A 24,563-nucleotide genomic window follows, 5' to 3' on the forward strand; every position below is an offset into this window, starting at 1 on the left:
CTATATGGGCGAGTGATGATGTCGAGGGACGGCCTGATGATTCAGGCTTGTCATTACCGGGCGGGATTGGAGGCAGAGCTGCTCCAATCCCGTCCTTTCCATTACTGACCAGCCACCTGTTTACTGTCCACCAACGCCGGAGTCCGCGGCGGGATCAGGCGTTTGCTGCCGGTGGACTCGTAGGCTGCCGCCAGGCGCAGCAGGTTCGAGTCGTCGTAGGCGCGGCCGGCGAAGGTCAGGCCGATGGGCATGCCGATGTCCGGCATGACGCCCATTGGCACGGTGACCGTGGGCACGCCCAGGTGGCGGATGGCGAGGTTGCCGTTGGCCACCCAGACGCCGTTGCTCCAGGCGATATCCGCCGACGCGGGGTCGACATCGGCATTGGCCGGGCCGACGTCGGCCACGGTCGGGAAGATCACCGCATCGAGCCCCAGCGTGTCCATCCAGTCTTCCAGATCGATCTTCCGGGTTTTCTCCAGGCCGCGCAGGCCGTCGGGCACGGTGGGGATCTGATCCCAGGGGGTGATGCCGCGCTCGGCCATCTTCACGTACTCGTCCATGCCGGCGGCGAGGTCGCCTTCGCGGTTGGGCAGGGTGCCGGGGTCGTGAGGGAATATCAGCGGGCCATCGACGTCCACCAGGCGATTGAGTTGCGGGTCGCCGTTGGCCCGCAGGAAGTCATCGAAGGCCCAGGCGGTCAGGTCCCACAACTCATGGTGCAGGAATTCCTTGGACACCAGGCCGCGGTTGAACACCGTCGGCGCGCCGGGGCGATCGCCCTCGCAATTGGACACCAGGGGGAAATCCACTTCGAGCACTTCGGCGCCCGCGGCTTCGAGCGCCTGGCGCGCCTGCTGCCAGAGGCCGATCACCGAAGGGCGGGTGTGGATGCGTTGCCCGGTCGGGCCACCGATCCCCGGCGCCTCGCTGGTGCCGGCCTCAGGGTCGGCGTTGATGTACATGCGCGGCACGCCGAAGCGCTTGCCGGCCAGGGCGCTGCCGGTGGCGGCCAGTTCCTGATAGGAAGCCGGGCGCACCGAGGCCACGCTGGGGATCGGCACCCAGGGTTGCAGGCGCCACAGATCGCCACGGGTGTCCGGGTCTTCGGCGACCACCACGTCGAGCACTTCGAGCAGGTCGGCCATGGTCCGGGCATAGGGCACCACCACGTCCATGGTCGGGGTCAGCGGCCAGTTGCCGCGCACCGAGATCACCCCGCGCGAAGGGGTGTAGGCACACAAGCCGTTGTTCGAGGCCGGGCCGCGGCCGCTCGACCAGGTTTCTTCCGCCAGGCCGAAGGCGGCGAAACTCGCAGCGGTGGCAGTCCCTGCGCCGTTCGATGAACCCGAGGCGAAGGGCGCGGTGAGGTAGCCGGCGTTGTACGGGCTTTCCGCGCGGCCATAGACCCCGCGCTGCATGCCGCCGTTGGCCATGGGCGGCATATTGGTCTTGCCCAGGCAGATCGCCCCGGCGGCGCGCAGCCGTTCGATGGTGAAGGCATCGCGATAGGCGATCAGCTTGGCGAAGGCAGGGCTGCCGGAGGCCGCGGTGAGGCCCTTGACCAGGTAGCTGTCCTTGGCCGTGTAGGGAATGCCATCGAGCGGACCCAGGGTTTCGCCCCTGGCCCGGCGGGCATCGGAGGCCTGGGCTTCCTTGAGCGCGTCGGGGTTGCGCACCACCACCGCGTTGAGGGCGGTGGGGGTGTCGGGGCCGTCGTAGGCATCGATCCTGGCCAGATAGGCCTGGACCAGTTCGACCGCCGTGGTCTGGCCAGATTCGAGCGCGGCGCGCAGTTGGGCAATGGAAACCTCGGTGACTTCGATCATGCGGTTACCGCCGGCTGCTGATGGGTGATGTGGTGAAGGTTGCCATCACACTGGCGCTGGGGGTTGGGCGGCTTGGGCACATCGCTTATCTCACAATGGGTTTTCATATCGGTTCTCGTTGCGCGGCACGACGCGACTGGGGCTGGGCTACAACCTGAACGGGGTATTTTGCACCAAGTTGCCGGCGGGGGAATCGCTAAACGCTTCGCCGTCGTTGTTGGCTGTTGATCGGTGTCTGGCGCCCGTCGTGTAGGGGCCCCCAGGCATCGGCGGTTTTTACCTCAGTCAGGCCCCAAAAAGTAAGTAGCTGTTTTAAAAACAAATTTATGCATCTTGGTCTTCACAGATACAGAAAAAGTTGATAAATTTCCGCGCGTTCTTGCAGAGGTCCTCCCACGGGCCTTGCAGCGAGAGCAGGCAATAGCAGAGATAGGGGCGTCGCCAAGCGGTAAGGCAGCAGGTTTTGATCCTGCCATGCGTTGGTTCGAATCCAGCCGCCCCTGCCATCTCTTACCCATCCAGGTACCCCTCGGCCGCCAGGCATGAGGCGAGTCCTCCCGAAACACCCATCCTTCTGTTTTTATCAAGCGCTCTCGTAATGCCCCGGTATCTGTGTGGATGCTCAAGCGGCGCATTTTCGCGTGCCCGGAATATCCCCATCACCTCGCCCGTGCCCGACGGCTAGCGAAAGCGCTGCGCGATGGCCTCGGCAAACGGGTAATGGACAAAGTAGGGCCGGGCTTCGTCGATGACCCGCTGGAACGACGGCCGCTGTATCAGCCGCTCGAAATAGGCGCTCAGGTGGCGATGGTCGTCGGCAAAGGCCACGAGCGTGCTGGCATAGAACAAGGCCGGGGCGGCGGCGCAGTCGGCCAGGCTGAAGCCCGGGCTGGCCACCCAGGTCCTCGAGGCCAGGCGCTGCTCGAGCAGGGCGTATACGCTCAGCAGGGCTGCGCGTTCCCGGCTCAGGTCGCCGTGGGTGCCGTACAAGCGATCGGCGACTATCCGCTGCATCGGCCCCTGGACATGGCAATCGAAAAAACGGTCCCACAGCCGGACTTCCAGCGCACTGTCCCAATCCTCGGGAATCAACGGCTGCCGGCCCCTATAAAACCGGTCCAGATACTCGATGATCACACTCGATTCCGGCACATCACGCTGCCGGGCGTGGTCGCGGATGACCGGGAACTTGCCCAGCGGCCACAGGCTTTGCAGCTCGGCCCGGTCGGCGTCGTTGGCCAGATCGATGATGCGCTTTTCAAAGGCGATGCCGTGTTCGTACAGGGCGATCAGCACCTTGTGGCAGAACGACGACAGCGGATGGAAATACAGGGTCAGCGGCATTTTCCGGTTCCTCGGTGAAGTGTGGGGCGCACGACGTGCCAGCAGGGCAACCCACACAGTATCGGCCTGCCTGGGTGGCAACGCGCTGGCAGGCGACGAGCCGGGCTACAACCCCCCGGAATATTTCACCGCCGCCGCGGCCCGCGACGGCACGTTGAGGATGCGCAGCAGCGAAGACACATGGATGCGCACGGTGAAGGGCGAGATCTCCAGTTCGCGGGCGATTTCCTTGTTGGTCTTGCCCTGGGCGATCAGGCGCAGCACCTCGAGCTGGCGCGTGGTCAGGGTGGCGCCGGTGCCCAGGGGCAGCAGGCCGGAAGGGGCGAACTTGACCAGCACCTCGCCTTCGCGAATGGCCAGGACGGCCTGGCCGATCTCGTCCGGGGCGATGTTCTTGCCGATAAAACCGTCGACGCCGGCGGCCATGACCTCGCCGATCAGCGCCTGGTCATCGACCATCGACACCACGATCAGGGTGGTGCGCGGCAATTGCTTGCGCAGTTCGGCCAGCTGGCTGACGCAGGTCAGGCCCGGAAAACGCAGGTCGAGGATCAGCGTGTCCAGTTCGTCGCCGGCCTGGGTCAGGGCGAGTACGGTGTCCAGGTCGCCGGCCTGTTCGATCCGCGCGTCCGGCAGCAGGCGCTGGACCGTGCGCAACATACCCTCGCGAAACAGCGGGTGATCGTCGGCTATGATAATCCGGCATGCCATGGGGTGACTCTCCTTGGGTCGAGCTTTCCTTGAGGCTGCTACTTTAGCAGCGGGTCAGGCAACTGCCCGTGATTCGTGCTGGGTACGACGACTGCCGGACAAGGATGTTCCCCATGAAATTCGAAAAAAACACCGAGCTCGACCAGGCCAACCTGCGCACCATCGTGGGCAGCTGCGCCTTGGCCTATATCAGCGTGCTGGGTTTCCTGCCCGGGCAGCGGCTCGATACCTACCTGCCGATCGTGATCTATATCGTCCTGTTCCTGCTGCTGTCGATTGTCCTGCGCCAGGCCATCGTGCGCTGGCCCGGGCATTATCCGGCGCGGCGGGTCCTGGGCATGGTCTATGACTACACCGGGACTTCGTTCGGCCTGGTGGTCGGCGGGGAAGCGGCGCTGCCGCTGTACGCGGTGATGGTCTGGGTCAACCTGGGCAACGGCATGCGCTTTGGTTCGCGTTACCTGGCGATTGCCACGGTCCTGGCGTTGGTGGCACTGCTGGCCATCTATCGCCTGACGCCGCTGTGGCAGGCGCAACCCTTCATGGTGCTGATGCTGTTGATCACCAGCACGGTGATCCCGATCTACGCCCATATCTTGCTGGAACGCACGCGCAAGGCGTCGGAGGAGGCGATTGCCGCCAACCTGGAAAAGTCGCGTTTTCTCGCCCAGGCCAGCCACGACCTGCGCCAGCCGATCCATTCCATCGGCCTGTTCACCGCCTGCCTGCGCGAGGCGCGCCTGGGCGACGAGGAGCGGCGCCTGGTGGACAACATCGACCGTTCGCTGCTCAACGTCTCGCAGTTGTTCCGCTCGATCCTCGACCTCTACACCCTGGACAACGGACGGGTGCAACCCAGTTACCAGGCCCTGCACCTGGGCGAATTCCTTGCCGACCAGCTGCGGCAGAACGCCGAAGCCGCGCGCTGGGCCGGGGTCGAGATGCGCCTGCGCCCCTGTTCGCACTGGGTCCGGGCAGACCCGGCGCTGCTCGCCACCATGGTCCAGAACGTGCTGTCCAACTGCTTCAAGTACGCGGCGCGGCGACCGGTGCTGATCGGCGTGCGCAAGCGCGGCGCGGGGCTGGCCATCGTCATCTATGACCGGGGCCGGGGGATTGCCGAGGAGCATCTGCCGAACCTGTTCGAGGAGTTCTACCGGGTGCGCGAGCAACGGGACAAGGACGTCGAAGGCGTGGGCCTGGGCCTGTCCATCGTCAAGCGCCTGGGGCAGTTGATGGGGCTCGAGGTGGCGATCCGTTCGCGGCTTGGCCACGGCACCGCGGTGAGCCTGTACGGGTTGCCCCTGGCGCCACCGCAGTTGCAGGCGGCGAGCCTCGACGAGGCGCGTCAGGCGGGGCTGTTGACTGGCTTGAAAGTGTGCCTGGTGGAGGATGATCGCAATGTGCTGCTGGCCACCTCGGCCTTGCTCGAGCGTTGGGGCTGTGTGGTCCAGGCCGAGCTTTCCGGTAAGGACCTGGTCAGCGACTGCGACATCATCGTCGCCGACTATGACCTGGGCAACCACGCCACGGGCATCGAGTGCATCGACAGCCTGCGCCGGCAGCGCGGCTGGGCGGTGCCGGCGTTGATCCTCACCGGGCATGAAGTCGAGAAGATCCAGGCCGCGTTGCACGACCGCAATATCGCCATCCTGTCCAAGCCGGTGCGGCCGGCCGAACTGCGCGGCAGCTTGCGGGCGTTGCGCCAGCAGTCTGCGTCGGCATCGGTGGCGGGGGTCATGCCCGAGGCGTGATGGCGCGGTTCAGCGAGCCCCGACCGCGTCCCTTGCCAGGATAAGGGGCGCGCTGGGCTTATCGCTTGCAGGGGACGTCTTGGGTCACGGTGCTTTGCAGGTCGGCCGGCGCTGCTGCTTGCCAATGCCGATGTTCGGCCCAGGGCGACCAACTGAATGGTGCTGATCAACAAGTACTTCAGCGCCCAAGTGATGGTGTTTGCCGAATTGCTTCACTCCCCGCACACCTCCCGCACACAGTCGCGCAGCCAGCGATGCGCCGGGTCGCTGTTCATTCGCGGGTGCCAGAGCATGGACACGGTGATTTCCGGCGTGGCTACCGGCAGGGCGAAGCTGTGCAGGCCGCTACGCAGGTTGTGGGTGTGGCGTTCGGGGACGGCGGCGATCAGGTCCGAGGCGCGGATCAGCGCCAGGGCGGCGGAGAAACCACCAACGACGGTGGCGATATCGCGCGCCAGGCCCACCGCCTGCAATGCGTCGTCCACCAGCCCGCGATCGAGACCCTGGCGCGATACCAGCACATGCTCGCCGGCGGCGTAACGGGCGGCGCTGATCGGCCCGCGGCTTAGCGGATGGCCGGTGCGCACCACGCCGATAAAACGATCGCGGAACAGCGCGCGGGTGTGGATTTCCGGGCTGGCGTTGGCGTCCACCACGCCGGTGTCGAGGTCGACCGTGCCGTCGCGCAGGGCTGTGCTGTCCTTGCTGGTTTTCTGCAGGAAATGCAGGCGCACCCCAGGGGCTTCGGCGCGCAGGCGAGCGACCAGGGCCGGGCCGAAGTTTTCGACGAAACCGTCGCTGCTGCGCAGGGTGAAGGTGTGTACCAGGCGCTGCAGGTCGAGCCGTTCGACGGGGCGCAGCATGGCTTCGGCGTCCTGAACCAGGTGGCCGACCCGCTCGCGCAACTCCAGGGCACGCGGTGTCGGCACCAGGCCGCGGCCGGCGCGTACCAGCAGCGGGTCGCCGGTGGTTTCGCGCAGGCGCGCCAGGGCCCGGCTCATCGCCGACGGGCTCAGCCGCAGGCGTTGGGCGGCGCGCGCCACGCTGCCTTCGGCGAGCAGCACGTCAAGGGTGATCAGCAGATTGAGATCGGGTGTGGACATGGCGGCGGCCCCGTCTGGCGTAGAAGTGAGATGGCGTCAGATGCACGAATAACCTGCAAAGGCTGCGCCTTCCGCCATGTTAGACCGCGGGCTAGATTGGCGACAGCGCCGTTTCGCGCGGGTCAGAGAGGGAGTGCAACGTGAAGCCAGTCAATGCCGGAGCAGAACCGGAAGCGGTATCAGTCGGCTGGGCGCTGGCCAGCCTGTCGCTGTCGATGTTGCTGGCGTCGCTGGGCACCAGCATCGCCAACGTCGGCTTGCCGACCCTGGTGCAGGCGTTCGGGGCGAGCTTCCAGCAGGTGCAGTGGGTGGTCCTGGCCTACCTGCTGGCGATGACCGCGCTGATTGTCAGCGTCGGCCGGCTCGGCGATTTGCTGGGACGGCGGCGCCTGCTGCTGGTCGGGATCCTGCTGTTCACCCTGGCCTCCATACTCTGTGCCGTCGCCCCGACGCTGGGGATGCTGATCGGTGCCCGGGCGCTGCAGGGTGTCGGCGCGGCGATCATGATGGCGCTGACCCTGGCCCTGGTCGGCGAGACGGTCAGCAAGGCCCGCACCGGCAGCGCCATGGGCTTGCTGGGCACGATGTCGGCGATCGGCACCGCTCTTGGCCCGTCCCTGGGCGGGGTGTTGATCGCCGGGTTCGGCTGGCAGGCGCTGTTCCTGGTCTGTGTGCCGTTGGGCGGGCTGACCTGGGTGTTGGCTTATCGGTATCTGTCGGTTGGTACTCAGGCGCGGACCCTTGTACGAGGCGCTTTCGACCCCCTGGGCACCTTGCTGCTGGCTCTCACGCTGCTGGCCTACGGGCTGGCCATGACCCTGGGCCGCGGCCATTTCGGCCTGCTCAACGCTGGGCTGCTGGTGATGGCGTTGGTGGCGGCTGGCCTGTTTGTCTGGGTGGAGGCGCGGGTGGCCGCGCCGCTGATACGCCTGGTGCAGTTTCGCGACGCGGCCTTGAGCGGCAGCCTGGCCATGAGTGCGCTGGTCTCGACGGTGATGATGGCGACGCTGGTGGTCGGGCCTTTTTACCTGGCCCACGGGCTCGGGTTGGAGGCGCTCGGGGTGGGTCTGGCGATGTCGCTTGGCCCCTGCGTCACCGCGCTGAGCGGCGTGCCGGCCGGACGTATCGCCGATCGTTTTGGCACGCGACCGATGATCCTCGCCGGCCTCGGCGCCATGGTCCTTGGCTGTTTGATGCTGGCGTTGCTACCCGTGAACCTGGGCATTGGCGGCTACCTGGGGCCCATCGTTGTCATCACCCTGGGGTATGCGACGTTTCAGACTGCCAACAACACTGCGGTGATGAGTGAGGTGGGCGGGGAGCAGCGCGGCGTGATCTCCGGCCTGCTCAACCTGTCGCGCAACCTCGGGCTGATCACCGGTGCCTCGCTGATGGGCGCGGTGTTCGCCGCGGTGGCCGGCGACCTTAGCACGGCAAGCGCCGAGGCCGTCGCCAGTGGTATGGGCTTCACCTTCGCCCTGGCCGCGGGGCTGCTGGTCATGGCGTTGTCTATTGCGCTGGCCAGCCAGCTGCGTGGAGGGCGGACGGTGGATTCGACGGCTTAGCCAGGAGGCAGCATCAGCAAAAGCCTGACCACCGCAAACATCTTCTGTAGGAGCGAGGCTTGCCCGCGATAGGGCCATTACATGCAACCCACCTCTTGCGTCGAACCGGAGTCCGTCTTCGCGGGCAAGCCTCGCTCCTACAGAGGCGAGGCGGGGAGAGGCCCGCGATTGCGCGGGACAATCGCGGGCTGTTCCTGGTCCGGCGGTTTTATTGGGCGCTCTCGACGTTCACCGCGTCGTTGTTGGCGCCTTTCCTGACGGTGCCGTTGGTGGTTGGGCAATTGGGCTTGTAGGTGCCGACAATGGTGTAGTTGCGCTCCAGATTGTCGTTCTGGCAGCGTTCGCGGCGGGCGTAACCCAGATTGATCGGGTCGTAGCGAGACTTGGGCTCACGCAGTGGATGAGGCGCCGCCAACCGCGGGATATCCATCCTCTGGAACACGCTGGCATGGACCTTGTCTCGTTCCACCGGTTTGCGGCGAATCAGCCCGGCTTCCTTGTAGGCGGAGCTGATCACGTATTTGGCATCATGGAATTCATCATGCAGCGGACCGCCGATGCACTCGGCTGGCCAGCTCGTGCTGTTGGCGAATATGCCGTCGCTCTCGAGGTTTTTCAGCATCCAGCGCAGGGGGATGGTTTCCAACCCCTGGCCGCCCTTGGCATAAGGGCTTTCACCGCACCTGGCGGTATCCGGGTCATTCAGGTAACCGCCCCCCACATCGGCATGCGCGCCGGCAAACCACACCTCTTCCAGTACCTGTGACTTCGATTGCTGCAGGCCGAAACGCAGCAGGCGGAACGACGCTCGTTGTTCATCCAGGGACATGGCGTGATAACCGCGCTCGGCATACAGCTCCAGGCGGTGTTCGTCGGGCTCTTCCTTGAGGTTGGTGCCCACTGCCGGCACGGTGTCGAATACCCCGATGACTTTGACCACGACCTTTTTTTCGTCTTTTTTAGCCGGGTCGTCTCCGTAGACCCGGATGCCGTTGGCGTCTTGATAGTTCTTCAGGCGCTTGCGCAGCGTGTCATCGAAGCCGGGTACACCATCGTTGCGCGACTTGTAGATGTCGTACATGTCTTCGACCACATCGTGCATATGGCCGGTCCAGCCCCACAGGAGGCTGTTGTCCCAGTAATCGGCCTTCAGGTTGCTGGGCAGGCCGGCGACTTCGATAAAACCGTTCAACGAACGTGCGGTGAAGGCTCCCCGGCTGAACCCGAAGATATAGATCTCGTCGCCGGGCCGGTAAGCCTCGATCAGAAAGCGGTAGGCCTGGCGGATATTCAGGCTGACCCCGCTGCCGAACAGGGCACCGAAGGGAGTGGTAATGCTGGTGGCCACGCCCTTGTCGTAATAGGGAATGACCCTGGCTCCGCTATTGGCCTGTTCGAGCGCCTGGTTGTACATGCGCCAGATATTGGTGTTGTCCTTTTTGGTGTTTTCGGTGCCATCGAGCAGCACCACCAGTTTTCTGGGGCCTTGGTCGCTATACAGGCACTTGTTGATTAGTTGCCAGCGTTTGCGGACTTTGCGATAGCCGTCTTCGATGCCCTCGGCGGCTTTGGCGTCGTAATCCTTACAGTCTGGTGTCTTTGCCGCCTGGGGGGATATTCGGGCTTTTGCCAGTAGCTTGTGGTCCAGGGTTTGTGTGGTTTGCAGGTTGATCGCGCTGTGCTGTGAGGTGGAACAGGCTGCCAGGAGGGCGAGGCTCAACAGAAGGGCTATGCGCATATCGAAGGTCTCCATGACCGGATACGGATGGCGTGGCAATGCAGCCGATCGAGGCCGATGAGCGCGCTCTGCTGGCTGCTCAAGTGAAGCTAGTTGAAGGTGGTCAAAATGCCATCAGTTGGTCGGGATCAGGTTCCCCTGAGCGACGCCAGCGCCATGAATGGGGGAGGGCGGGCCAGTGCTCAGCCCGCGCTTTCCCCCACCAGCAACGCACTGTAAGCCCGCAGTCGCTGCACGAACTCATTCACCGAACCCTGGGGCACATAGGCCTGTTTGAGGAAGAACGCGGCGTACTCGGCCATCCCCGGTTCGGCTGCCGACAGCAGCTGCGCATGCTCCTCCAGGGTGGTCGGCCAGCCGCGTTCCAGCTCGCCGCGCAGCAGGTTGGCCGAGCGTAGCGCCTTGCGCGCCGCGGCCCGTTGCAGGCGTTGTTGCTGTAAAGGTTCGCGGCTTTGTTCCAGCTGCTGCGCGTAGCCTTCCAGCACCTGGGGGAAGTCGCCATTCAGCGCCAGGGCGATGGTGCGGCTCGGGCGGAAGGGCTCGAAGCGCAGCCCCAGGTCATTGCCCCAGATGCAGCGGCACTGATGCTTGAGCCAGAAACCCCAGCGGTAGCGATTTTCGGGCGCCAGCACCTCGCTGAGCACGCCGATGTCGAAATCGATCTTCGACACCTCCGGGTGCCGCGCCTCCAGCGCTTGCCGAGTCTCCTCCAGCCGCTGGCGTTCCTCGGGGCTCGGCGCCCAGGCCAGGACCAGGGTCACATCCAGGTCGGAAGTGCCCGGCCGCGCATCGCCACGGGCCACGCTGCCGTACAGGTACAGGCCGTCGAGCAGCGCCGGAAAACGCCGCGAGAGCATTGCGCACAGCTCATCCACCAGAGGGCTGAACGCCGGTTGCAACGGCTGGTCGGGCAGGGACTGGATAAAACCTTCGGCGTCGACGCCTGGGTACTGCGACATGGTGATCTCGATGGGAGGATGGCGATGAAAGCAGCCCGGCCAGGCGGGCGGTTGGCAGACAGTCTGGCTGACTTCACGGATCGCGCAAGCCGGCGCGGTTCGGCGCCACGCCGTCACGGATCGAGGCTCGCCAGATCGTTACCCAGTGGCGCCGGCGACTCGCCGCTGATCGCGCACAGCAGGGCGCTGATGGTTTGCCCCTCGACCGTGCCGCGTTCTTGCAGCAGGTCCGCCAGTGCGCCGACCGCCGGCCAGTAGCGATGCACCAGGCAACTGGCGCGGGCCATGGCCCGGGATTCGGCGTCGAGCAGCTTGCGTGGCGGCAATAGGCTGATCAACTCGTGACCGCGGCTCAGGTCGCCGCGGCCGCTGCCTTTTATCAGCTTGTCGGATCGACCGTGGCGGTAGATCGCTTCGGCCACCGGGCCGGCAAAGCAATGCAGCAGGTCGCGCTCGATGGACTCGACCATCGACGGCAGGTATTCGGCGATCCCCGGGGCATCGAAGGCGGGGCGTGGGACCAGGTAATCGGCCTCCACCAACCCCTCTACATAGCGCGGGTTACCGCGCAGATCGAGCATCGGACCAGCGGCAGCTTCGGCCCTGGTACGCACGCTGACACGGGCGATCGGCTGACCGTTCCACCAAAAGGCCAGGGCGTGGCCGGCTTCGTGGATGGCCGTGCAACGCGGGCGCTGGTTCATGGTCTTCTCCCGTGCTGGGCAGGCTTGGGGCGTGACGAAAACGCGCCAGGCGCCGGAAAGCAGGCGACCCCGCGGGCGCTGTCCCTATCATTGGCTTCAACTGCGCAGGCCGGGTAAAAGCTTGTTCCTATCAACAAGCAATAGCCCGGCTATTAGCGATCCGCCACAGAGGGTCTAGCCTTAATTCAGCGTCGGCGTCAGCCGGCCGGATGAGACCTGATCAAGAGATAACGAAGAACGAGTCAGAAGCGTACCGGGCTTACCGTGGGCCACCGTCCTGGCAACTTGCTTGCCGCTCTCCAGCAGCCTGTGGCCACAACCATCAGTTGAGCGAACTGTGAGCCCTGCAACCTATGTCATTGCTTTCGCCTGTCGCTATTCAGCGCCCGCCCGGGCCGGATAGCTGGATGAATACGACCAAAGGTAGCTCCTCATGGCAAACGAATCGAAATGCCCGTTCAACCACGCCGCCGGCGGTGGTGTCACCAACCGCGACTGGTGGCCGAACCAACTGAACCTGAAGATCCTGCACCAGCACTCGTCCCTGTCCGACCCCATGGGCGAGGACTTCAACTACGCCGAAGCCTTCAAAAGCCTGGACTTCCAGGCCCTGAAACAAGACCTGCACGCGCTGATGACCGACTCCCAGGACTGGTGGCCCGCCGACTTCGGCCACTATGGGCCGCTGTTCATCCGCATGGCCTGGCACAGCGCCGGCACCTACCGCACCGGTGACGGGCGCGGCGGCGCCGGTTCCGGCCAGCAGCGTTTTGCGCCGCTCAACAGCTGGCCGGACAACGTCAGCCTGGACAAAGCGCGGCGCCTGCTATGGCCGATCAAACAGAAGTACGGCCGCAACATCTCCTGGGCCGACCTGATCGTGCTCACCGGTAACGTCGCGCTGGAATCCATGGGCTTCAAGACCTTCGGTTTTTCCGGTGGTCGCCCGGACGCCTGGGAGCCGGATGAGGATGTCTACTGGGGCGCCGAAAGCACTTGGCTGGGGGGCGACACCCGCTATGGCAAGGGGCCGGGAGCCCCCGCCGCCGAGCCGGGGCGCAACCTGGAGAATCCGCTGGCCGCGGTGCAGATGGGCCTGATCTATGTGAACCCTGAAGGCCCCGAAGGCAACCCGGACCCGGTCGCGGCGGCGGTGGACATCCGCGAAACCTTCGCCCGCATGGCGATGAACGATGAAGAAACCGTGGCCCTGATCGCCGGCGGCCATGCCTTCGGCAAGACCCACGGTGCCGGGCCCGCCAGCAATGTTGGCCCTGAGCCCGAAGCCGCTGGCCTGGAGCTGCAGGGCCTGGGCTGGAAAAGCACCTTCGGCAGCGGCAAGGGCGCGGACGCCATCACCAGCGGCCTGGAAGTGACCTGGACCACCACGCCCACCCGCTGGAGCAACAACTACCTGGAAAACCTGTTCGGCTTCGAGTGGGAACTGACCAAGAGCCCGGCGGGGGCGCACCAGTGGACGCCGAAAAACGGCGCCGGCGCCGGCATCATCCCGGATGCCCACGACCCGTCCAAGCGGCGCAGCCCGACCATGCTGACCACCGACCTGTCGCTGCGCTTCGACCCGGTCTACGAAAAGATCTCGCGGCGCTTCCTGGCCAACCCGGACCAGTTGGCCGATGCCTTCGCCCGCGCCTGGTACAAGCTGATCCACCGCGACATGGGCCCGCTCTCGCGTTACCTCGGCCCGGAAATGCCCAACGAAGAACTGCTGTGGCAAGACCCGGTCCCGGCAGTCGACCACCCCCTGGTCAACCACGGCGATGTCGCCACCCTCAAGAGCAAGCTGCTGGCCTCGGGCCTGTCGGTGTCCCAACTGGTGTCCACCGCCTGGGCGGCGGCCTCCAGTTTCCGTGGCTCCGACAAACGCGGCGGCGCCAATGGCGGGCGCCTGCGCCTGGCCCCGCAGAAGGACTGGCCAGCCAACCAGCCAACGCAACTGGCGACGGTGCTGCAAACCCTGGAAGACATTCAGCGCGACTTCAACAGCGCACAAACCGGCGGCAAGAAAATCTCCCTGGCCGACCTGATCGTGCTGGCCGGCAGCGCCGGCATCGAACTGGCGGCGAAAAATGCCGGGCTCAATATCAGCGTGCCGTTCACCCCGGGCCGCACGGATGCGAGCCAGGAACAGACGGACGTCCAGTCCTTCGCTCACCTCGAACCCATCGCCGATGGTTTCCGTAACTACCTCAAGGGCCACTACCGCGTACCCGCCGAGGCCCTGCTGGTGGACAAGGCGCAACTGCTGACCCTCACCGCACCGGAAATGACCGCGCTGATCGGCGGCCTGCGCGTGCTCGACATCAACGTCGGCCACACCCCCCACGGCGTCTTCACCCTGCGCCCGGGCGCGCTGACCAACGACTTCTTCGTCAACCTGCTGGACATGGGTGTGGAATGGAAACCGCTGTCCGACGCCCAGCAAGAGTTCGAAGCCCGCGACCGCAAGACCGGCCAAGTCAAATGGACCGGCACCCGCGTCGACCTGGTCTTCGGCTCCAACGCCCAACTACGGGCATTGGCCGAGGTCTATGCCAGCGCGGATGCGCAGGAGCAGTTTGTGAAGGACTTTGTTGCGGCTTGGGTCAAGGTGATGAATTTGGATAGGTTTGATTTGAGGTGAGGGGGAGGGCGTCTTTTGGGCCTGGAAATAGGGCTCTCGACCTGACGATTCAGGTTGGGGGCCACAGACCAGGGAGCCGCGTTATAACCCTTGTTTTGAACGTTCTTAACGCCTCCCAGTGTGGAGGCGTTTTTCTGTTCGCGGGGTGGCGATTGCCTGGGCATTTTGGACAGTACAGGGGATATCCGCTTCTTATAGGCGTCGACAACCTGACCACTCAAGTGCATTCGATGTGATCCGGATCAGGCTTTTCTTACCGCAGTTTTGGATAATTCCTATCCCTATCCTTTCGTCTCTTTGGGTATGGTGGCAAGCCTGATCTGGACGCCTCATTGGATATCCACACGTCAGCAAACCAGGCTTCGAGAACATGCAGGTGGTGCGAGCGCAGAGTTGATCCTCGCGCACTTTTGCAAATAGGCTACTGCCCTGACGAGTTACCTGGGCATACGAACCGGGCTGGATTGTTCAGCCGTAGTCAGACCAGGCCCAGGTATCCGTCCAGGTAGTACAAAGCGCAGTTGGCGCTCGGCATTGGACGCCATCTTCATACCTGACGCCTCAATACATTGACCAAGGATGAGTCATATGCGTCAAAGGGATTTGAGATTCACCTTCTCCGTGCTGTCCGGCCGGATGGAGTTCGAGGTCGTAGAGTTCACCCTGGAAGAAGCCATTAGCGAGCCTTATCGGCTGACGCTCGAACTGGCCAGTGATAACCCCAGTATCGATTTTGCCCAGGTCCTCGATCAGCCGGCGTTGCTGACCATCTGGCAAGGCTCCACGGCTGTCCGCCATGTCCACGGTTTGGTCTCCAGCTTCACCCAGGGCAAAACCGGCTTTCGGCGTACCCGCTACCGCGTGGTGGTCGAGCCGCAGCTTGCCCGGCTTGGCCTGAGTTCCAATTGGCGCATCTTCCAGCAGAAAAGCGTGCCCGAAATACTCAAGTCGGTGTTGGCCGAGCATGGGATCCTGGACTATCAGCAGAACACCCATACCGAGCACCTGCCTCGCGAATACTGTACCCAGGCGGGGGACACCGACCTTTACTGGTTCGACCGGCTTTCCACGGAAGAAGGCTTGTTCTACTACTTCAAATCCGACGCGACTTCTCACAGGCTGATCCAGAGCGACAAGCTCTACGTTCAGGAACGCATCCAGGGTGAGCCGGTGCTGTACAGCACGCAGCCGGCTGGAGACGCCGAACGGCCTGTGCTGTACGCGTTCAGCTACACGGAAAACGTCCGCACGGCCGAACAGACCCAGCGTGACTACACCTTCAAGCGTCCCGCGTTCAACCAGCAACAGCGCCTGGTCGGCGAGGACCTGGAACACCAGGCCCCACACTATGAACGCTACGACTATCCAGGACGCTACAAGGCCAGCGCAGCAGGTAAGCCCTTCACTGAAAACCGCCTGCGCGGTCACCGTCGAGATGCCCAGGTCGCAATGGTCGAAGGTGACGATCCGCGCCTGATTCCAGGCCTTTCCTTCCAACTGACCGGCCACCCCAGGGGAGACTTCAACCGCTGGTGGCGGTCAGTCCGAATCACCCATAGAGGCGTGCAGCACGCCAGCCAGCAAGAAGAGTCCGCCGACGCTGAAATGGGCGTGAGCTACGACTTCACCGCCGAGATCATTCCCGAACAGATGGAGTGGCGCCCGGTACCTCTGCCCAGGCCCCGTATCGACGGGCCGCAGATCGCCAGCGTGGTGGGTCCGGAAGGCGAGGAGATCCACACCGACGAGTTTGGCCGGGTAAAGGTTCAGTTCCCCTGGGACCGGGAAGGCAAGGACAACGAGTTCAGCTCTTGCTGGATCCGGGTATCACAGAACTGGGCCGGTGCTGACTGGGGCCATATGGCGATCCCGCGAATTGGCCAGGAAGTCATAGTCGACTACCTCGATGGCGACTGTGACCAACCGATCATCACGGGCCGCACTTACCGTGCGAGCAACATGCCACCGTACCAACTGCCGAATCACAAGATCCTCAGCACCATCAAGAGCAAGGAATACAAAGGCAGCCGCGCCAACGAACTGCGCATCGACGACACCACCAAAGAGATCAGTGCCGCGCTGATGAGCGATCACGGCAGTACCGCGCTGCACCTGGGGTATCTGACCCACCCACGCCCCGACGGTGGTGCGCCACGGGGTGAAGGCTTCGAGTTGCGTACCGACGAGCATGGTGCGTTGCGAGCGGCCAAGGGGCTGTTGCTCAGTACTGAAGAGCAGTTGAATGCCAATGGTGGGCATCTGAACCGGGCGGTTGCTGTTCAGGTATTGGAGGCGGCTCTGCAGCTGGCCAAGGACTTGGGTGACTATGCTGCGGACCATGAGGGTGTAGGTCATGACACCGCGCCTCAAAAGACGCTCAGTGACGCGGTTCGCGATCTGGGGCATGGGGCCAACGATGAATCGGGCAAAACCAACGGCGGTAACCCCGCCATTGCCCTGAGTGGCCAGGCCGGTATCGCTGCTGTGTCTCCTAACAGTGTCACCCTGGCGGCTGGCGAGCATATTGACAGCGTGGCCCAGCAGAACCAGCAACTGACGTCAGGCCAGAAGTTCGTGGTCAATGCCGGCACCGACCTGGGGTTGTTCGCCCAAAGCGGCGAGATGCGCCAGATCACCCATCAGGGGCTGATGCTATTGCAGGCGCAGAAGAACAACATCCGCGTGGAGGCGGATCAGAGCGTGGAAGTCAGCGCGAGCAAGCAACACGTGCTGATTGCGGCCAAGGAGCACATCACGCTGATGTGTGGCGGTGCCTACCTCACCCTCAAAGGGGGCAACATCGAATTGGGGATGCCAGGCAACTTCACGGTCAAGGCGGCCAAGCACAGCCTGGTCGGCCCGGCACACGCCTCAACCACCTTCAACTCCTGGGACTCCACGCCGTTCGACGATGCCTTTGTCCTGCGTGACGAAAACACCTTGGAGCCCCTGGCCAATACGGCCGTGGAACTGCTGCGCGGCGATGGGGCGCCGCTCAAGCTCACTACCGATGCCCAGGGGCGATTGCCGAGGCAACAGGACCTGGCAATGGATCGGGTTCAGATACGGGTTCTGGCCAAGGGAGCCAGTATCCAGGGTGACAGGGAGTCCACCACATGAGCAGCGAAGCGAATACCCAGGAAGTGATAGTCCCGCGCGCACGTGACAACCTTGGGCGTCCCGTCTACAGCAGTCAGCTCACTCGCACAGAGGATCAGCGCGACAAGGTATTGCTGGTGAAGCAGCAGGTCACCATCCCGGTGATCTTCATTCCCGGCATCATGGGGACCAACCTGCGCAACAAGAAGACCTTGAACAGTGTCTGGAGCCCGCCCAATGCATCGTTCAGCCTGGGCGATATCGCGGGAGCCCTGGGGGCACTGGCGGTCTGGGGTTTCCGTGGTCCGAAAAGACGACAGGAGTTGCTCAAGGCGGATGATGTCGAGGTCGATGATCGTGGATCTGTCGATCCCGGCGCATCGGGGCTGAGCGAAGAGGCCGCGCGGATGCGCGGCTGGGGCAAGGTCATGCGCACCTCCTACAACCCGATCATGGCTTTGCTGGAAAGTCGGCTGGACCATATCGTCAAGCAACGCGAGCTTCAGGGATGGTGGCAAGCTGAAAGCCTGCGCTCGCCTTCCGACTATGGCGAAGAGTTGGGCAGTGCCGCTTCCCTTAGCAGCGAGGAGCTGACTGCCGCGGGCAAGTATCAGTTCGATATCTGGTGCGGGGGCTACAACTGGCTGCAATCCAACCGCCAATCCGGCCAGGACGTGCGCGACTATATCGAGAACACCGTGCTGCCTTTCTATCGCGAGAAGGGTGGGGTCGACCCTGAGCAACTGGCCCGGACCAAGGTCATTCTGGTCACCCACTCGATGGGCGGCCTGGTTGCCCGATCGCTGACCCAGCTCCACCGCTATGAACGGGTGCTGGGCGTGGTTCATGGCGTGTTGCCCGCGCTCGGCTCGTCAGCCATCTATCACCATATGCGCTGTGGCTACGAAGGGGTGGCCCAGGTCGTCCTCGGCGCCAATGCCGGTGAAGTGACGGCGGTGGTTGCCAACTCGCCAGGGGCATTGGAGTTGATGCCGACCTCCGAGTATCGGGGAGGGCGGCCCTGGCTGTTCCTTTGCAACGCGCAGGGACAGGTCATGAGAGACATTGATGGAGCGCCCCGGGCTTATCCTCAAAATGGTGATCCTTATGAGGAGATCTACAAGAGCTCTGCCTGGTATGGATTGGTACCGGAGCAGAACACTAAATATTTAGATATGTCGGATAACGTTAATAAGAACGATACGCTAGGCCCGCGAGCAAACTTTCGAGAGCTGATAGATTCTGTCGCCACATTCCATCGTGCATTGTCTGCAGCAGGCTACCATTCCGAAACCTACGCTCATTATGGGGCCGACGACTCCCCTGACAGGCACAGTTGGCGCGACATGATCTGGCAAGGTGACCTAGAGCCTCTGGAAGCAAGCGGTTCCACAGTTCAGGATGATGAGAACGGTAGTTACAACGGTTGGTTCCGCCGTGGTCTGCCTTCAGTCATTGAAGGACCTTTACGGTCTGCCGCGACACAGGAGTTATTCGGTAGCGGCGGTGACGGAACCGTCCCGACCGACTCCGGTCTGGCCCCCGGCCAAGCCGGTATCAAGGCCAGCTTCCGTCAGGGCGGCAAGGGCATCGGGCAGTACAACATCGGCAAGGGCTACGATCACCAAAATAGTTACAACGACACGCGCGCCCAATGGGCCACGCTCTATGGCGTTATCAAAATTGCCCAGAGCGCTGATTGGGCAGGAGGTTCATGATGCGCCTGCGCCAGTTCTTCACTGTTCTTGGCATCGTCGCCCTGACCGGTATAACCAGTTGCACATCATTCTCCTCTTCTCGGACCCCTTCCATGGACAAGACCGGATGGATCACCCATTGCTTTGGCAGATTCCTGATTGATCTTCCGCCTAATGCGGAGATCAATGCCGGGTACTACCTACGAGGCAATAACATTGAAGCGCTTGACGATACACCGGCCACACTAGTCGACAGAATTAATCAGAGTGAGCAGAAGCTAAAAAACCAAAAACACGAAAAGATACAAGGAAGCGTGTTTCTTCGTCGTCTCGATCTTGACAAGGGCGGTTCTACAGGACTGTTGGCCTGGGGGAGCGACGCCAGTTTAGAAACGTATGTTTTGAATTCTTACGCCATTTCTAAGCCGATATGGCGTGCCTATAGTTGGAAAGTAAAAATGTCACCGGACAGAGAGCGCCGAGGCATTGACGTTGCCACTTCTCTGGCCCAGAGCCTACGCTCTCGTGAATCCAACGAGATTCCCTCTGAGCCAGGCTTTTGTATTGATCGAGCGTATATCGCAGGCAATAGCTTCCAGAGCGAGCGGTTTGACATCGGAGTGACCTTTCCGGGTTATCCTGGCGCTCATTTTGAATTCACTTCCAGCACCGGTGCCGAAGAGAATCGCCTTCTGGATCGGGTGGGTGGTTTCCTAGCTGGTGCCGCCAGGATGGTTGCGGGTATTGAGACTCTCCGCAAGAGGGAGCGTGGCGGCCCGGTCCCGGCTGATGAATATCTGCTTGCTGGTAGCGACAAGGGACAGCGCATCTACACTTTTGCTTGGGAAGCGCAGGGAAAGGATGAGTCGATCACTGAGCCGAATATCTCTGCGGCACTGGGTGTTCTGGAGCGTAGTCCCGACAAAAATGGCAACCCACCACCCCCTGTTTTCAAGTCCGATAAAGAGGCTCTGGACCTGTGGGACACCATCATCGATTCGATCCGTTTGCGCCCGGTATCCTCGACGCCTCGGGGTAGTGGCGCTTTGGGTAGCCCCTCTCCGGTGGCCCCAGCTCTGGGGAGTACAAAACCGATAGCTGACGATTACTCCATCGAGAGATTCCTGGCCGACCTGAAGCCGAATAACAGCTGGATGGATGAGCTGTAAGAGTTTTATAGGCATCAGACCTTGTTGTGACAGAGGGCACTTGCCTCTCTGGATCATTGCACGTCACCCCCGACACTTCTCCTTCGACGGGCATAAAGCCTGTTGAGGGAGAAGTGCCTGGTAGCGCAACGGAAAAGGAACGGACATGTACATCATTCGAGACGATCAGATCCTCGGGAGTAATGGCTGGTTTCCCCAAGACTTGCCATCGGCTGCCGAAGATCCCCTGCAGTTAGAGGACTCATGATGCGCGTGCATCAACTCATCATTGTTCTTGGCATCGTCACCCTGATCGGGATAACCAGTTGCTCATTACTTCCTTCTTCTCGGAGCCCTGCCATGGACAAGACTGGATGGATCACCCATTGCTTTGGCAGATTTCTAATTGATTTACCGCCCCAAGCGGAAGTTAGAGCGGGGTACTACCTTTGGGGCGATAACATCGAAGCGCTCGACGAATCACCGATCACTCTGGCTGCCAGAGTTGATCAGACTGAGCAGGAACTGAAGAGCCAACTGCACAGAAGGGCACAAGGCAGTATGTTTCTTCGCCGGCTAGACCTTGGGGGGAGCTCGACAGGGCTGCTTTCTTGGAAATCCAATGCCAGCACAGAGATGTATCTGTTGGACACTTACGCTATTTCCAAACCGACATGGCGTGCTTACCGTTGGATGGGAGGCGTATCGAAAAGTCGTGAAGCGCAGGGAGTTGAAAGTGCCACTTCTTTGGCCCACAGCTTACGCTCTCGCGAACCCAACGAAATTCCCTCTGAATCCGGCTTTTGTATTGACCGAGCCTATATCGCGGGTAACAGTTTTCAAGGTGAGCGGTTCGATATTGGCGTGACTTTTCCCGAGTATCCCGGCGCCCACTTCGAATTCACCTCCAGCACCGGAGCCGAAGAAGATCGCCTGTTGGATCGGGCAAGTGGTTTCCTGGCAGGCGCCGCCAGGATGGTGTTAGGGATCGAGACCCTGCGCAAAAGAGAGCGTGGCGGCGCGGTTCCTGCCGATGAATACCTGGTGGCCAGTACCGACAAGGGGCAACGCCTCTATACCTTCGCCTGGGAGGCTCAGGGCAAGGATGGCTCGATCACCGAGCCAAACATCTCAGCCGCGCTCGGTGTACTCGAACGTAGCCCCGACAGCAGCGGCAAACTGCCAGCGCCGCCTTTCAAGTCAGACAAGGAGGCTCTGGCGTTATGGGACACCATCATTGACTCCGTGCGTCTGCGCCCGGTGTCTTTGCGTGACGGTAATACAGGCGATTCCTGAATACTTATCCTTCGGGAGGCACAGCGCCCAAAGAGGGAGAAGTGTTTATTAGCACAACGGAAAAGGAGCAGATATGGACATCATTCGACTCGGCGACTCCACCAGTCACGGCGGCACTGTGATTGAAGCGTTCAACCAAACTGATTTGAACGGCAAACCCATGGCCGGCGTCGGGCACAAGGTCACATGCCCTTTATGTAAAGGCGTGTTTCCTATTTCCGAGGGCAGCGCACTGCTGGATGTTGGCGGTGTTCCCGTGGCGCTGCATGGAATGAAAACCGCCTGTGGGGCCAGCCTGATTGCCAGCGGTCCGAAAGGAGACGCTGAGAGTTAGTTAGGTAGAGGGTGGTGTTTTTGTTTGCCCGAGGGGAGGGCGTAGTGACCGTTCGGCGAGTACAGATTGCCTGATGTTTCGGGTGGCGTAAGTGGGGATCTGCTGCTTGAGAGATGGACATAAACAGCGACGGTTTTAAGGTTGTTCTCCACCGTCCCAAAACCTAGTCTGTCCCTGTCGCTGCAAAATCAGCGATCGGGTCTGATAACCCGGTAAGATGCAGGCGCACAAGCGCCCGTTACCACGATTGCAGGCGCATTTTTGTGTCCGTCTTTTCGTGTAATGGCGGCTGTGCGTGGGAGACCTTCGGGTCTGCCGGATTCCTGTATCTCCGGTTTATCAGCCTACGCACAGCTGCCACCCTTTCGCCTGATAACGAACATGGCAGCTCTCTTTTGATATGGGAGGTTCAACCATGTACGCCCGTAATCTGTCTGCATTTTGCTGCCTTTCGCTTCGCCTTCATTCGCTCAATAACACCCGCTTCCTGGTTGTCGCAGGAGGTGCCCTATGAGCACGCCAACCCCCATCAAAACCCTGGGTTTCGTCACCTTCGGCCAATGCGCCGACCCCGAACAAACCCTGTTCCGCGTCAACGCCGACGTCCCCTTGCAACAAGCCCTGGAGCACGCCTCGACTCTGTTGTACTACGCCAAGAAACTCGCCCTCGACGCCGCCATGGAGGAACAGGGTGAGCGCTACGCCTGGGCTTCGCATTTTCTGGCGGAGATGGGGAAGGCGGTGATCGATGATGTGTGTTTGGGATTAGAGGGTGGGGAAGGGCGGTGAGTTGGTTTTGATTTGAGGCTCTTTTGAATGAACCAAGAAAACGCCGCTTATCGTGGGTGATGAGTGGCGTTTTATTGTATGGAGGGTTGTTTTTGGCCTAAAGCGGATATTAAGTAACGATAAGCTAAAGGGCGGACTTTAGTCAGCCTAGCAAACGAAGTGAGCGATTTGTTAGCATTGCTTACGTACCAATCCGCCATTCAGGAGCTGCCCACTCAGATCTCCAGTCGAGTTCCTCGGACATAGCAGCAATCTGGCCATATTCCTCAAAGTATGCATTGACTATTTTCTTGTCGGTTATGAATAACGCATTCTCAAGAGACATGGTTGCATTTTTGGTTAGATTAAATGAGCCAGTCCAAACAGCATATGGCGTGATGGTTTCAATGTGATGATCTTCTGTGCTTTCTTTTACTCTGGCAAATATCAAGAATTTATTGTGCATACGTGGGAAGGCAGGTTTCTTTTCGGAGTTATGATTACCTACACATCTTACAGGGTCAATGGAAGGGTCGCTGCAGACTGATACAGAACTTAGGATGTTGCTGAATGAGTATCTAGTTAGGCTGCACTTGAGTGATTTGTACTTGGTGCGCAATGTTTTTTTAAAGTCACTATTAAAACCAATGTCGGGGCGCAAAAAATCTTCTTTTTGCACCACGATAGAGACATTATTCAGCTCGGCCAGTGTGTCCAGTATCGAATAGCTTGTTAGCCAGGCGACTGCGCCGAAGACTGCATCGGACTCTTTAATGTGCTGCAATAGTCTTTCTTCTAGGTCTCTGAAATATACGGTTATACCAGAGTCAGACGTGGTGCTGTTGTCAGTAAAATTTCTATCATAATTTCCATCATTTTCGAGTTGGAACTCATTCAGGTCTTCCATCTTTCTAAATCCCTTAGCGTTGCTAACGTTTGATCAAGGGTTTAAGGGTTGGGCTTTAACCTGTCCCAATAATCGAGGTATACGGTTTGAGCCAATTGCTGCAGTTTGATTAATTTATCTTCGGCTTTTCTTTTGTCGCTGTTGAAATTAATAGTGGGGTTGCAATGCCTAAATGCACTGCCATAAATTCGTTAATATTAATTCCGACTTTTTGGTAGAGTACAACAGTTGCCCCGCCAAGTAGAACCATCACGCTAGTAACTATCCAGTAAAATGGAGAGGCTAGCCAAGATGGTTTTTCTGATTTATGGGCGTGTCTAAGATTATAAAGGGCAAGTACCTCAGGCAACGCCCCGCCGATGACTCCATAAATCGCGGCTTCCTGCCAAGTCATTGATCGTCCCCTAGTTTGTCCGAGTTCATCGCACGAAAGGCTGTGAAAATATCTTTTAGAGCGGATCGTTTTTTCTTTAGAGTGTAAAGCCCAGCACCTGACCATGCTTTCATTACGGACTGCCGAACTCTAGGATCAGTCTCAAGTACAACTTTTACCTCTTGAACTGGTCGGCTGATTTGTCTCGCAATTCCCTCTGCGGTTCTGTAATCCCATTTCTCATCTTCAAGTGCTGTTATCACAAAACTGCCGGTGCTTGCGTCACGAGAGGGCTTGTTGCTTCTTTTGGCTTTATGTCTGCTCATAATTTTCTACTGGCTATAAATAAAGTTAGACGACGCAAGTGATGTGGTTTTTCGCTACTTGCGTCTGATGACGCTTCTTATCCACACGCAGTTCCTTGTTTGGTTTGAGTGTAGCGCCAGAAACGCGATATGGGACGAGGAGGAAAAGTGATATGGCTTTTGCGCGTATTACGGGGTCATTAACAGCGTGTCCATGATCTGCTTCTGGCCGAAAACCACCATTCACAAAAGGTCCATCAGACGACCAAAGCCCCCGCCCACCAA

Annotated in this window: 20 protein-coding genes and 1 tRNA gene; 10 read left to right on the forward strand and 11 right to left on the reverse strand. The window is 60.9% G+C overall.

Translation table 11 applies throughout. The features are described 5' to 3' along the window. Positions 1 to 101: 101 nt before the first annotated feature. On the reverse strand, positions 102 to 1,829 hold the full coding sequence (locus DK261_RS04000; RefSeq protein WP_110175304.1) for an amidase: 1,728 nt from the start codon (positions 1,827 to 1,829) through the stop codon (positions 102 to 104). A 431-nt stretch (positions 1,830 to 2,260) separates the two neighbouring features. Here DK261_RS04000 and DK261_RS04005 point away from each other — a divergent pair. Next, positions 2,261 to 2,335 (forward strand) — tRNA-Gln (locus DK261_RS04005). A 175-nt stretch (positions 2,336 to 2,510) separates the two neighbouring features. Here the strand turns inward: DK261_RS04005 and DK261_RS04010 are convergent. Together DK261_RS04010 and DK261_RS04015 are read right to left on the reverse strand one after the other, a co-directional pair. Further along, positions 2,511 to 3,173 carry a glutathione S-transferase family protein gene (locus DK261_RS04010; protein ID WP_110175305.1) on the reverse strand — a complete coding sequence of 221 codons (663 nt, stop codon included), beginning with the start codon at positions 3,171 to 3,173 and terminating at the stop codon, positions 2,511 to 2,513. Positions 3,174 to 3,278: 105 nt separating this feature from the next. After that, positions 3,279 to 3,884, reverse strand: a complete 606-nt coding sequence (locus DK261_RS04015) for a response regulator transcription factor (protein WP_009049954.1) — start codon at positions 3,882 to 3,884, stop codon at positions 3,279 to 3,281. A 113-nt stretch (positions 3,885 to 3,997) separates the two neighbouring features. On the opposite strand from DK261_RS04015, the gene DK261_RS04020 reads away from it, so the two are divergent. Next, positions 3,998 to 5,638, forward strand: a complete 1,641-nt coding sequence (locus DK261_RS04020) for a hybrid sensor histidine kinase/response regulator (protein ID WP_009049953.1) — start codon at positions 3,998 to 4,000, stop codon at positions 5,636 to 5,638. A gap of 212 nt (positions 5,639 to 5,850) precedes the next feature. Here DK261_RS04020 and DK261_RS04025 read toward each other — a convergent pair whose 3' ends face one another. Beyond that, entirely contained in the window at positions 5,851 to 6,741 is an 891-nt protein-coding gene (locus DK261_RS04025) for a LysR family transcriptional regulator (RefSeq protein ID WP_110175306.1), read from the reverse strand. Between the two features lie 140 nt (positions 6,742 to 6,881). Here DK261_RS04025 and DK261_RS04030 point away from each other — a divergent pair, with 140 nt between their 5' ends. Then, positions 6,882 to 8,306 carry an MFS transporter gene (locus DK261_RS04030; RefSeq protein ID WP_016702364.1) on the forward strand — a complete coding sequence of 475 codons (1,425 nt, stop codon included), beginning with the start codon at positions 6,882 to 6,884 and terminating at the stop codon, positions 8,304 to 8,306. 208 nt (positions 8,307 to 8,514) lie between these two features. Here the strand turns inward: DK261_RS04030 and DK261_RS04035 are convergent, their stop codons facing one another. From DK261_RS04035 to DK261_RS04045, 3 genes are all read right to left on the reverse strand, one after another. Further along, positions 8,515 to 10,044 carry a DUF2235 domain-containing protein gene (locus DK261_RS04035; protein WP_028682068.1) on the reverse strand — a complete coding sequence of 510 codons (1,530 nt, stop codon included), beginning with the start codon at positions 10,042 to 10,044 and terminating at the stop codon, positions 8,515 to 8,517. 182 nt (positions 10,045 to 10,226) lie between these two features. Beyond that, entirely contained in the window at positions 10,227 to 11,003 is a 777-nt protein-coding gene (locus DK261_RS04040; RefSeq protein WP_110175307.1) for a nucleotidyltransferase domain-containing protein, read from the reverse strand. A gap of 113 nt (positions 11,004 to 11,116) precedes the next feature. After that, positions 11,117 to 11,707 (reverse strand): hypothetical protein, encoded by a 591-nt coding sequence (locus DK261_RS04045; RefSeq protein WP_028682066.1) that lies wholly within the window; start codon positions 11,705 to 11,707, stop codon positions 11,117 to 11,119. A 433-nt stretch (positions 11,708 to 12,140) separates the two neighbouring features. On the opposite strand from DK261_RS04045, the gene katG reads away from it, so the two are divergent. The 7 genes from katG (at position 12,141) to DK261_RS04080 (ending at position 22,714) form a co-directional block, all read left to right on the forward strand. Continuing rightward, entirely contained in the window at positions 12,141 to 14,351 is a 2,211-nt protein-coding gene (katG, locus tag DK261_RS04050) for a catalase/peroxidase HPI (RefSeq protein WP_110175308.1), read from the forward strand. Positions 14,352 to 14,939: 588 nt separating this feature from the next. Next, positions 14,940 to 17,471: a type VI secretion system Vgr family protein gene (locus DK261_RS04055; protein ID WP_110175309.1), complete on the forward strand. Its 2,532-nt coding sequence runs from the start codon at positions 14,940 to 14,942 to the stop codon at positions 17,469 to 17,471. Further along, positions 17,468 to 19,168, forward strand: a complete 1,701-nt coding sequence (locus DK261_RS04060; protein WP_110175310.1) for a triacylglycerol lipase — start codon at positions 17,468 to 17,470, stop codon at positions 19,166 to 19,168. Before DK261_RS04055 ends, DK261_RS04060 begins: the two co-directional genes overlap by 4 nt. Next, a complete protein-coding gene (locus DK261_RS04065) occupies positions 19,165 to 20,316 on the forward strand; it encodes a T6SS immunity protein Tli4 family protein (protein WP_158286932.1) in 1,152 nt (383 codons plus the stop codon). The genes DK261_RS04060 and DK261_RS04065 overlap by 4 nt, the downstream gene beginning before the upstream one ends. Positions 20,317 to 20,562: 246 nt before the next feature. Continuing rightward, complete coding sequence (locus tag DK261_RS33025) at positions 20,563 to 21,591, forward strand: T6SS immunity protein Tli4 family protein (RefSeq protein WP_256597546.1); 1,029 nt, start codon at positions 20,563 to 20,565, stop codon at positions 21,589 to 21,591. A 73-nt stretch (positions 21,592 to 21,664) separates the two neighbouring features. Then, complete coding sequence (locus tag DK261_RS04075) at positions 21,665 to 21,925, forward strand: PAAR domain-containing protein (RefSeq protein WP_023964134.1); 261 nt, start codon at positions 21,665 to 21,667, stop codon at positions 21,923 to 21,925. Between the two features lie 510 nt (positions 21,926 to 22,435). Continuing rightward, positions 22,436 to 22,714, forward strand: coding sequence for a DUF3077 domain-containing protein (locus DK261_RS04080; protein ID WP_110175311.1), 279 nt, complete (start codon positions 22,436 to 22,438; stop codon positions 22,712 to 22,714). Positions 22,715 to 22,895: 181 nt separating this feature from the next. Here DK261_RS04080 and DK261_RS04085 read toward each other — a convergent pair whose 3' ends face one another. The 4 genes from DK261_RS04085 to DK261_RS33310 all read right to left on the reverse strand — a co-directional run. Next, positions 22,896 to 23,600, reverse strand: coding sequence for a phospholipase D-like domain-containing protein (locus tag DK261_RS04085; RefSeq protein ID WP_110175312.1), 705 nt, complete (start codon positions 23,598 to 23,600; stop codon positions 22,896 to 22,898). 109 nt (positions 23,601 to 23,709) lie between these two features. Further along, positions 23,710 to 23,994: a hypothetical protein gene (locus DK261_RS32790; protein ID WP_146218506.1), complete on the reverse strand. Its 285-nt coding sequence runs from the start codon at positions 23,992 to 23,994 to the stop codon at positions 23,710 to 23,712. Next, positions 23,991 to 24,299 carry a hypothetical protein gene (locus tag DK261_RS32795; RefSeq protein ID WP_146218507.1) on the reverse strand — a complete coding sequence of 103 codons (309 nt, stop codon included), beginning with the start codon at positions 24,297 to 24,299 and terminating at the stop codon, positions 23,991 to 23,993. Before DK261_RS32795 ends, DK261_RS32790 begins: the two co-directional genes overlap by 4 nt. A gap of 25 nt (positions 24,300 to 24,324) precedes the next feature. Next, on the reverse strand, positions 24,325 to 24,563 hold a 239-nt coding region (locus DK261_RS33310; RefSeq protein ID WP_218278167.1), incomplete at its 5' end, for a hypothetical protein.

The organism is Pseudomonas sp. RW409 (genome assembly GCF_003184125.1).
Taxonomy (GTDB): Bacteria; Pseudomonadota; Gammaproteobacteria; order Pseudomonadales; family Pseudomonadaceae; genus Aquipseudomonas; species Aquipseudomonas chlororaphis_I.

Excerpts from the sequence above, each read along its gene's own strand:
- DK261_RS04000 (WP_110175304.1), bottom strand. The coding sequence starts at position 1,829 with ATGATCGAAGTCACCGAGGTTTCCATTGCCCAACTGCGCGCCGCGCTC.
- DK261_RS04010 (WP_110175305.1), bottom strand. The coding sequence starts at position 3,173 with ATGCCGCTGACCCTGTATTTCCATCCGCTGTCGTCGTTCTGCCACAAG.
- DK261_RS04015 (WP_009049954.1), bottom strand. The coding sequence starts at position 3,884 with ATGGCATGCCGGATTATCATAGCCGACGATCACCCGCTGTTTCGCGAG.
- DK261_RS04020 (WP_009049953.1), top strand. The coding sequence starts at position 3,998 with ATGAAATTCGAAAAAAACACCGAGCTCGACCAGGCCAACCTGCGCACC.
- DK261_RS04025 (WP_110175306.1), bottom strand. The coding sequence starts at position 6,741 with ATGTCCACACCCGATCTCAATCTGCTGATCACCCTTGACGTGCTGCTC.
- DK261_RS04035 (WP_028682068.1), bottom strand. The coding sequence starts at position 10,044 with ATGCGCATAGCCCTTCTGTTGAGCCTCGCCCTCCTGGCAGCCTGTTCC.
- DK261_RS04040 (WP_110175307.1), bottom strand. The coding sequence starts at position 11,003 with ATGTCGCAGTACCCAGGCGTCGACGCCGAAGGTTTTATCCAGTCCCTG.
- DK261_RS04045 (WP_028682066.1), bottom strand. The coding sequence starts at position 11,707 with ATGAACCAGCGCCCGCGTTGCACGGCCATCCACGAAGCCGGCCACGCC.
- katG (WP_110175308.1), top strand. The coding sequence starts at position 12,141 with ATGGCAAACGAATCGAAATGCCCGTTCAACCACGCCGCCGGCGGTGGT.
- DK261_RS04055 (WP_110175309.1), top strand. The coding sequence starts at position 14,940 with ATGCGTCAAAGGGATTTGAGATTCACCTTCTCCGTGCTGTCCGGCCGG.
- DK261_RS04060 (WP_110175310.1), top strand. The coding sequence starts at position 17,468 with ATGAGCAGCGAAGCGAATACCCAGGAAGTGATAGTCCCGCGCGCACGT.
- DK261_RS04065 (WP_158286932.1), top strand. The coding sequence starts at position 19,165 with ATGATGCGCCTGCGCCAGTTCTTCACTGTTCTTGGCATCGTCGCCCTG.
- DK261_RS33025 (WP_256597546.1), top strand. The coding sequence starts at position 20,563 with ATGCGCGTGCATCAACTCATCATTGTTCTTGGCATCGTCACCCTGATC.
- DK261_RS04075 (WP_023964134.1), top strand. The coding sequence starts at position 21,665 with ATGGACATCATTCGACTCGGCGACTCCACCAGTCACGGCGGCACTGTG.
- DK261_RS04080 (WP_110175311.1), top strand. The coding sequence starts at position 22,436 with ATGAGCACGCCAACCCCCATCAAAACCCTGGGTTTCGTCACCTTCGGC.
- DK261_RS04085 (WP_110175312.1), bottom strand. The coding sequence starts at position 23,600 with ATGGAAGACCTGAATGAGTTCCAACTCGAAAATGATGGAAATTATGAT.
- DK261_RS32790 (WP_146218506.1), bottom strand. The coding sequence starts at position 23,994 with ATGACTTGGCAGGAAGCCGCGATTTATGGAGTCATCGGCGGGGCGTTG.
- DK261_RS32795 (WP_146218507.1), bottom strand. The coding sequence starts at position 24,299 with ATGAGCAGACATAAAGCCAAAAGAAGCAACAAGCCCTCTCGTGACGCA.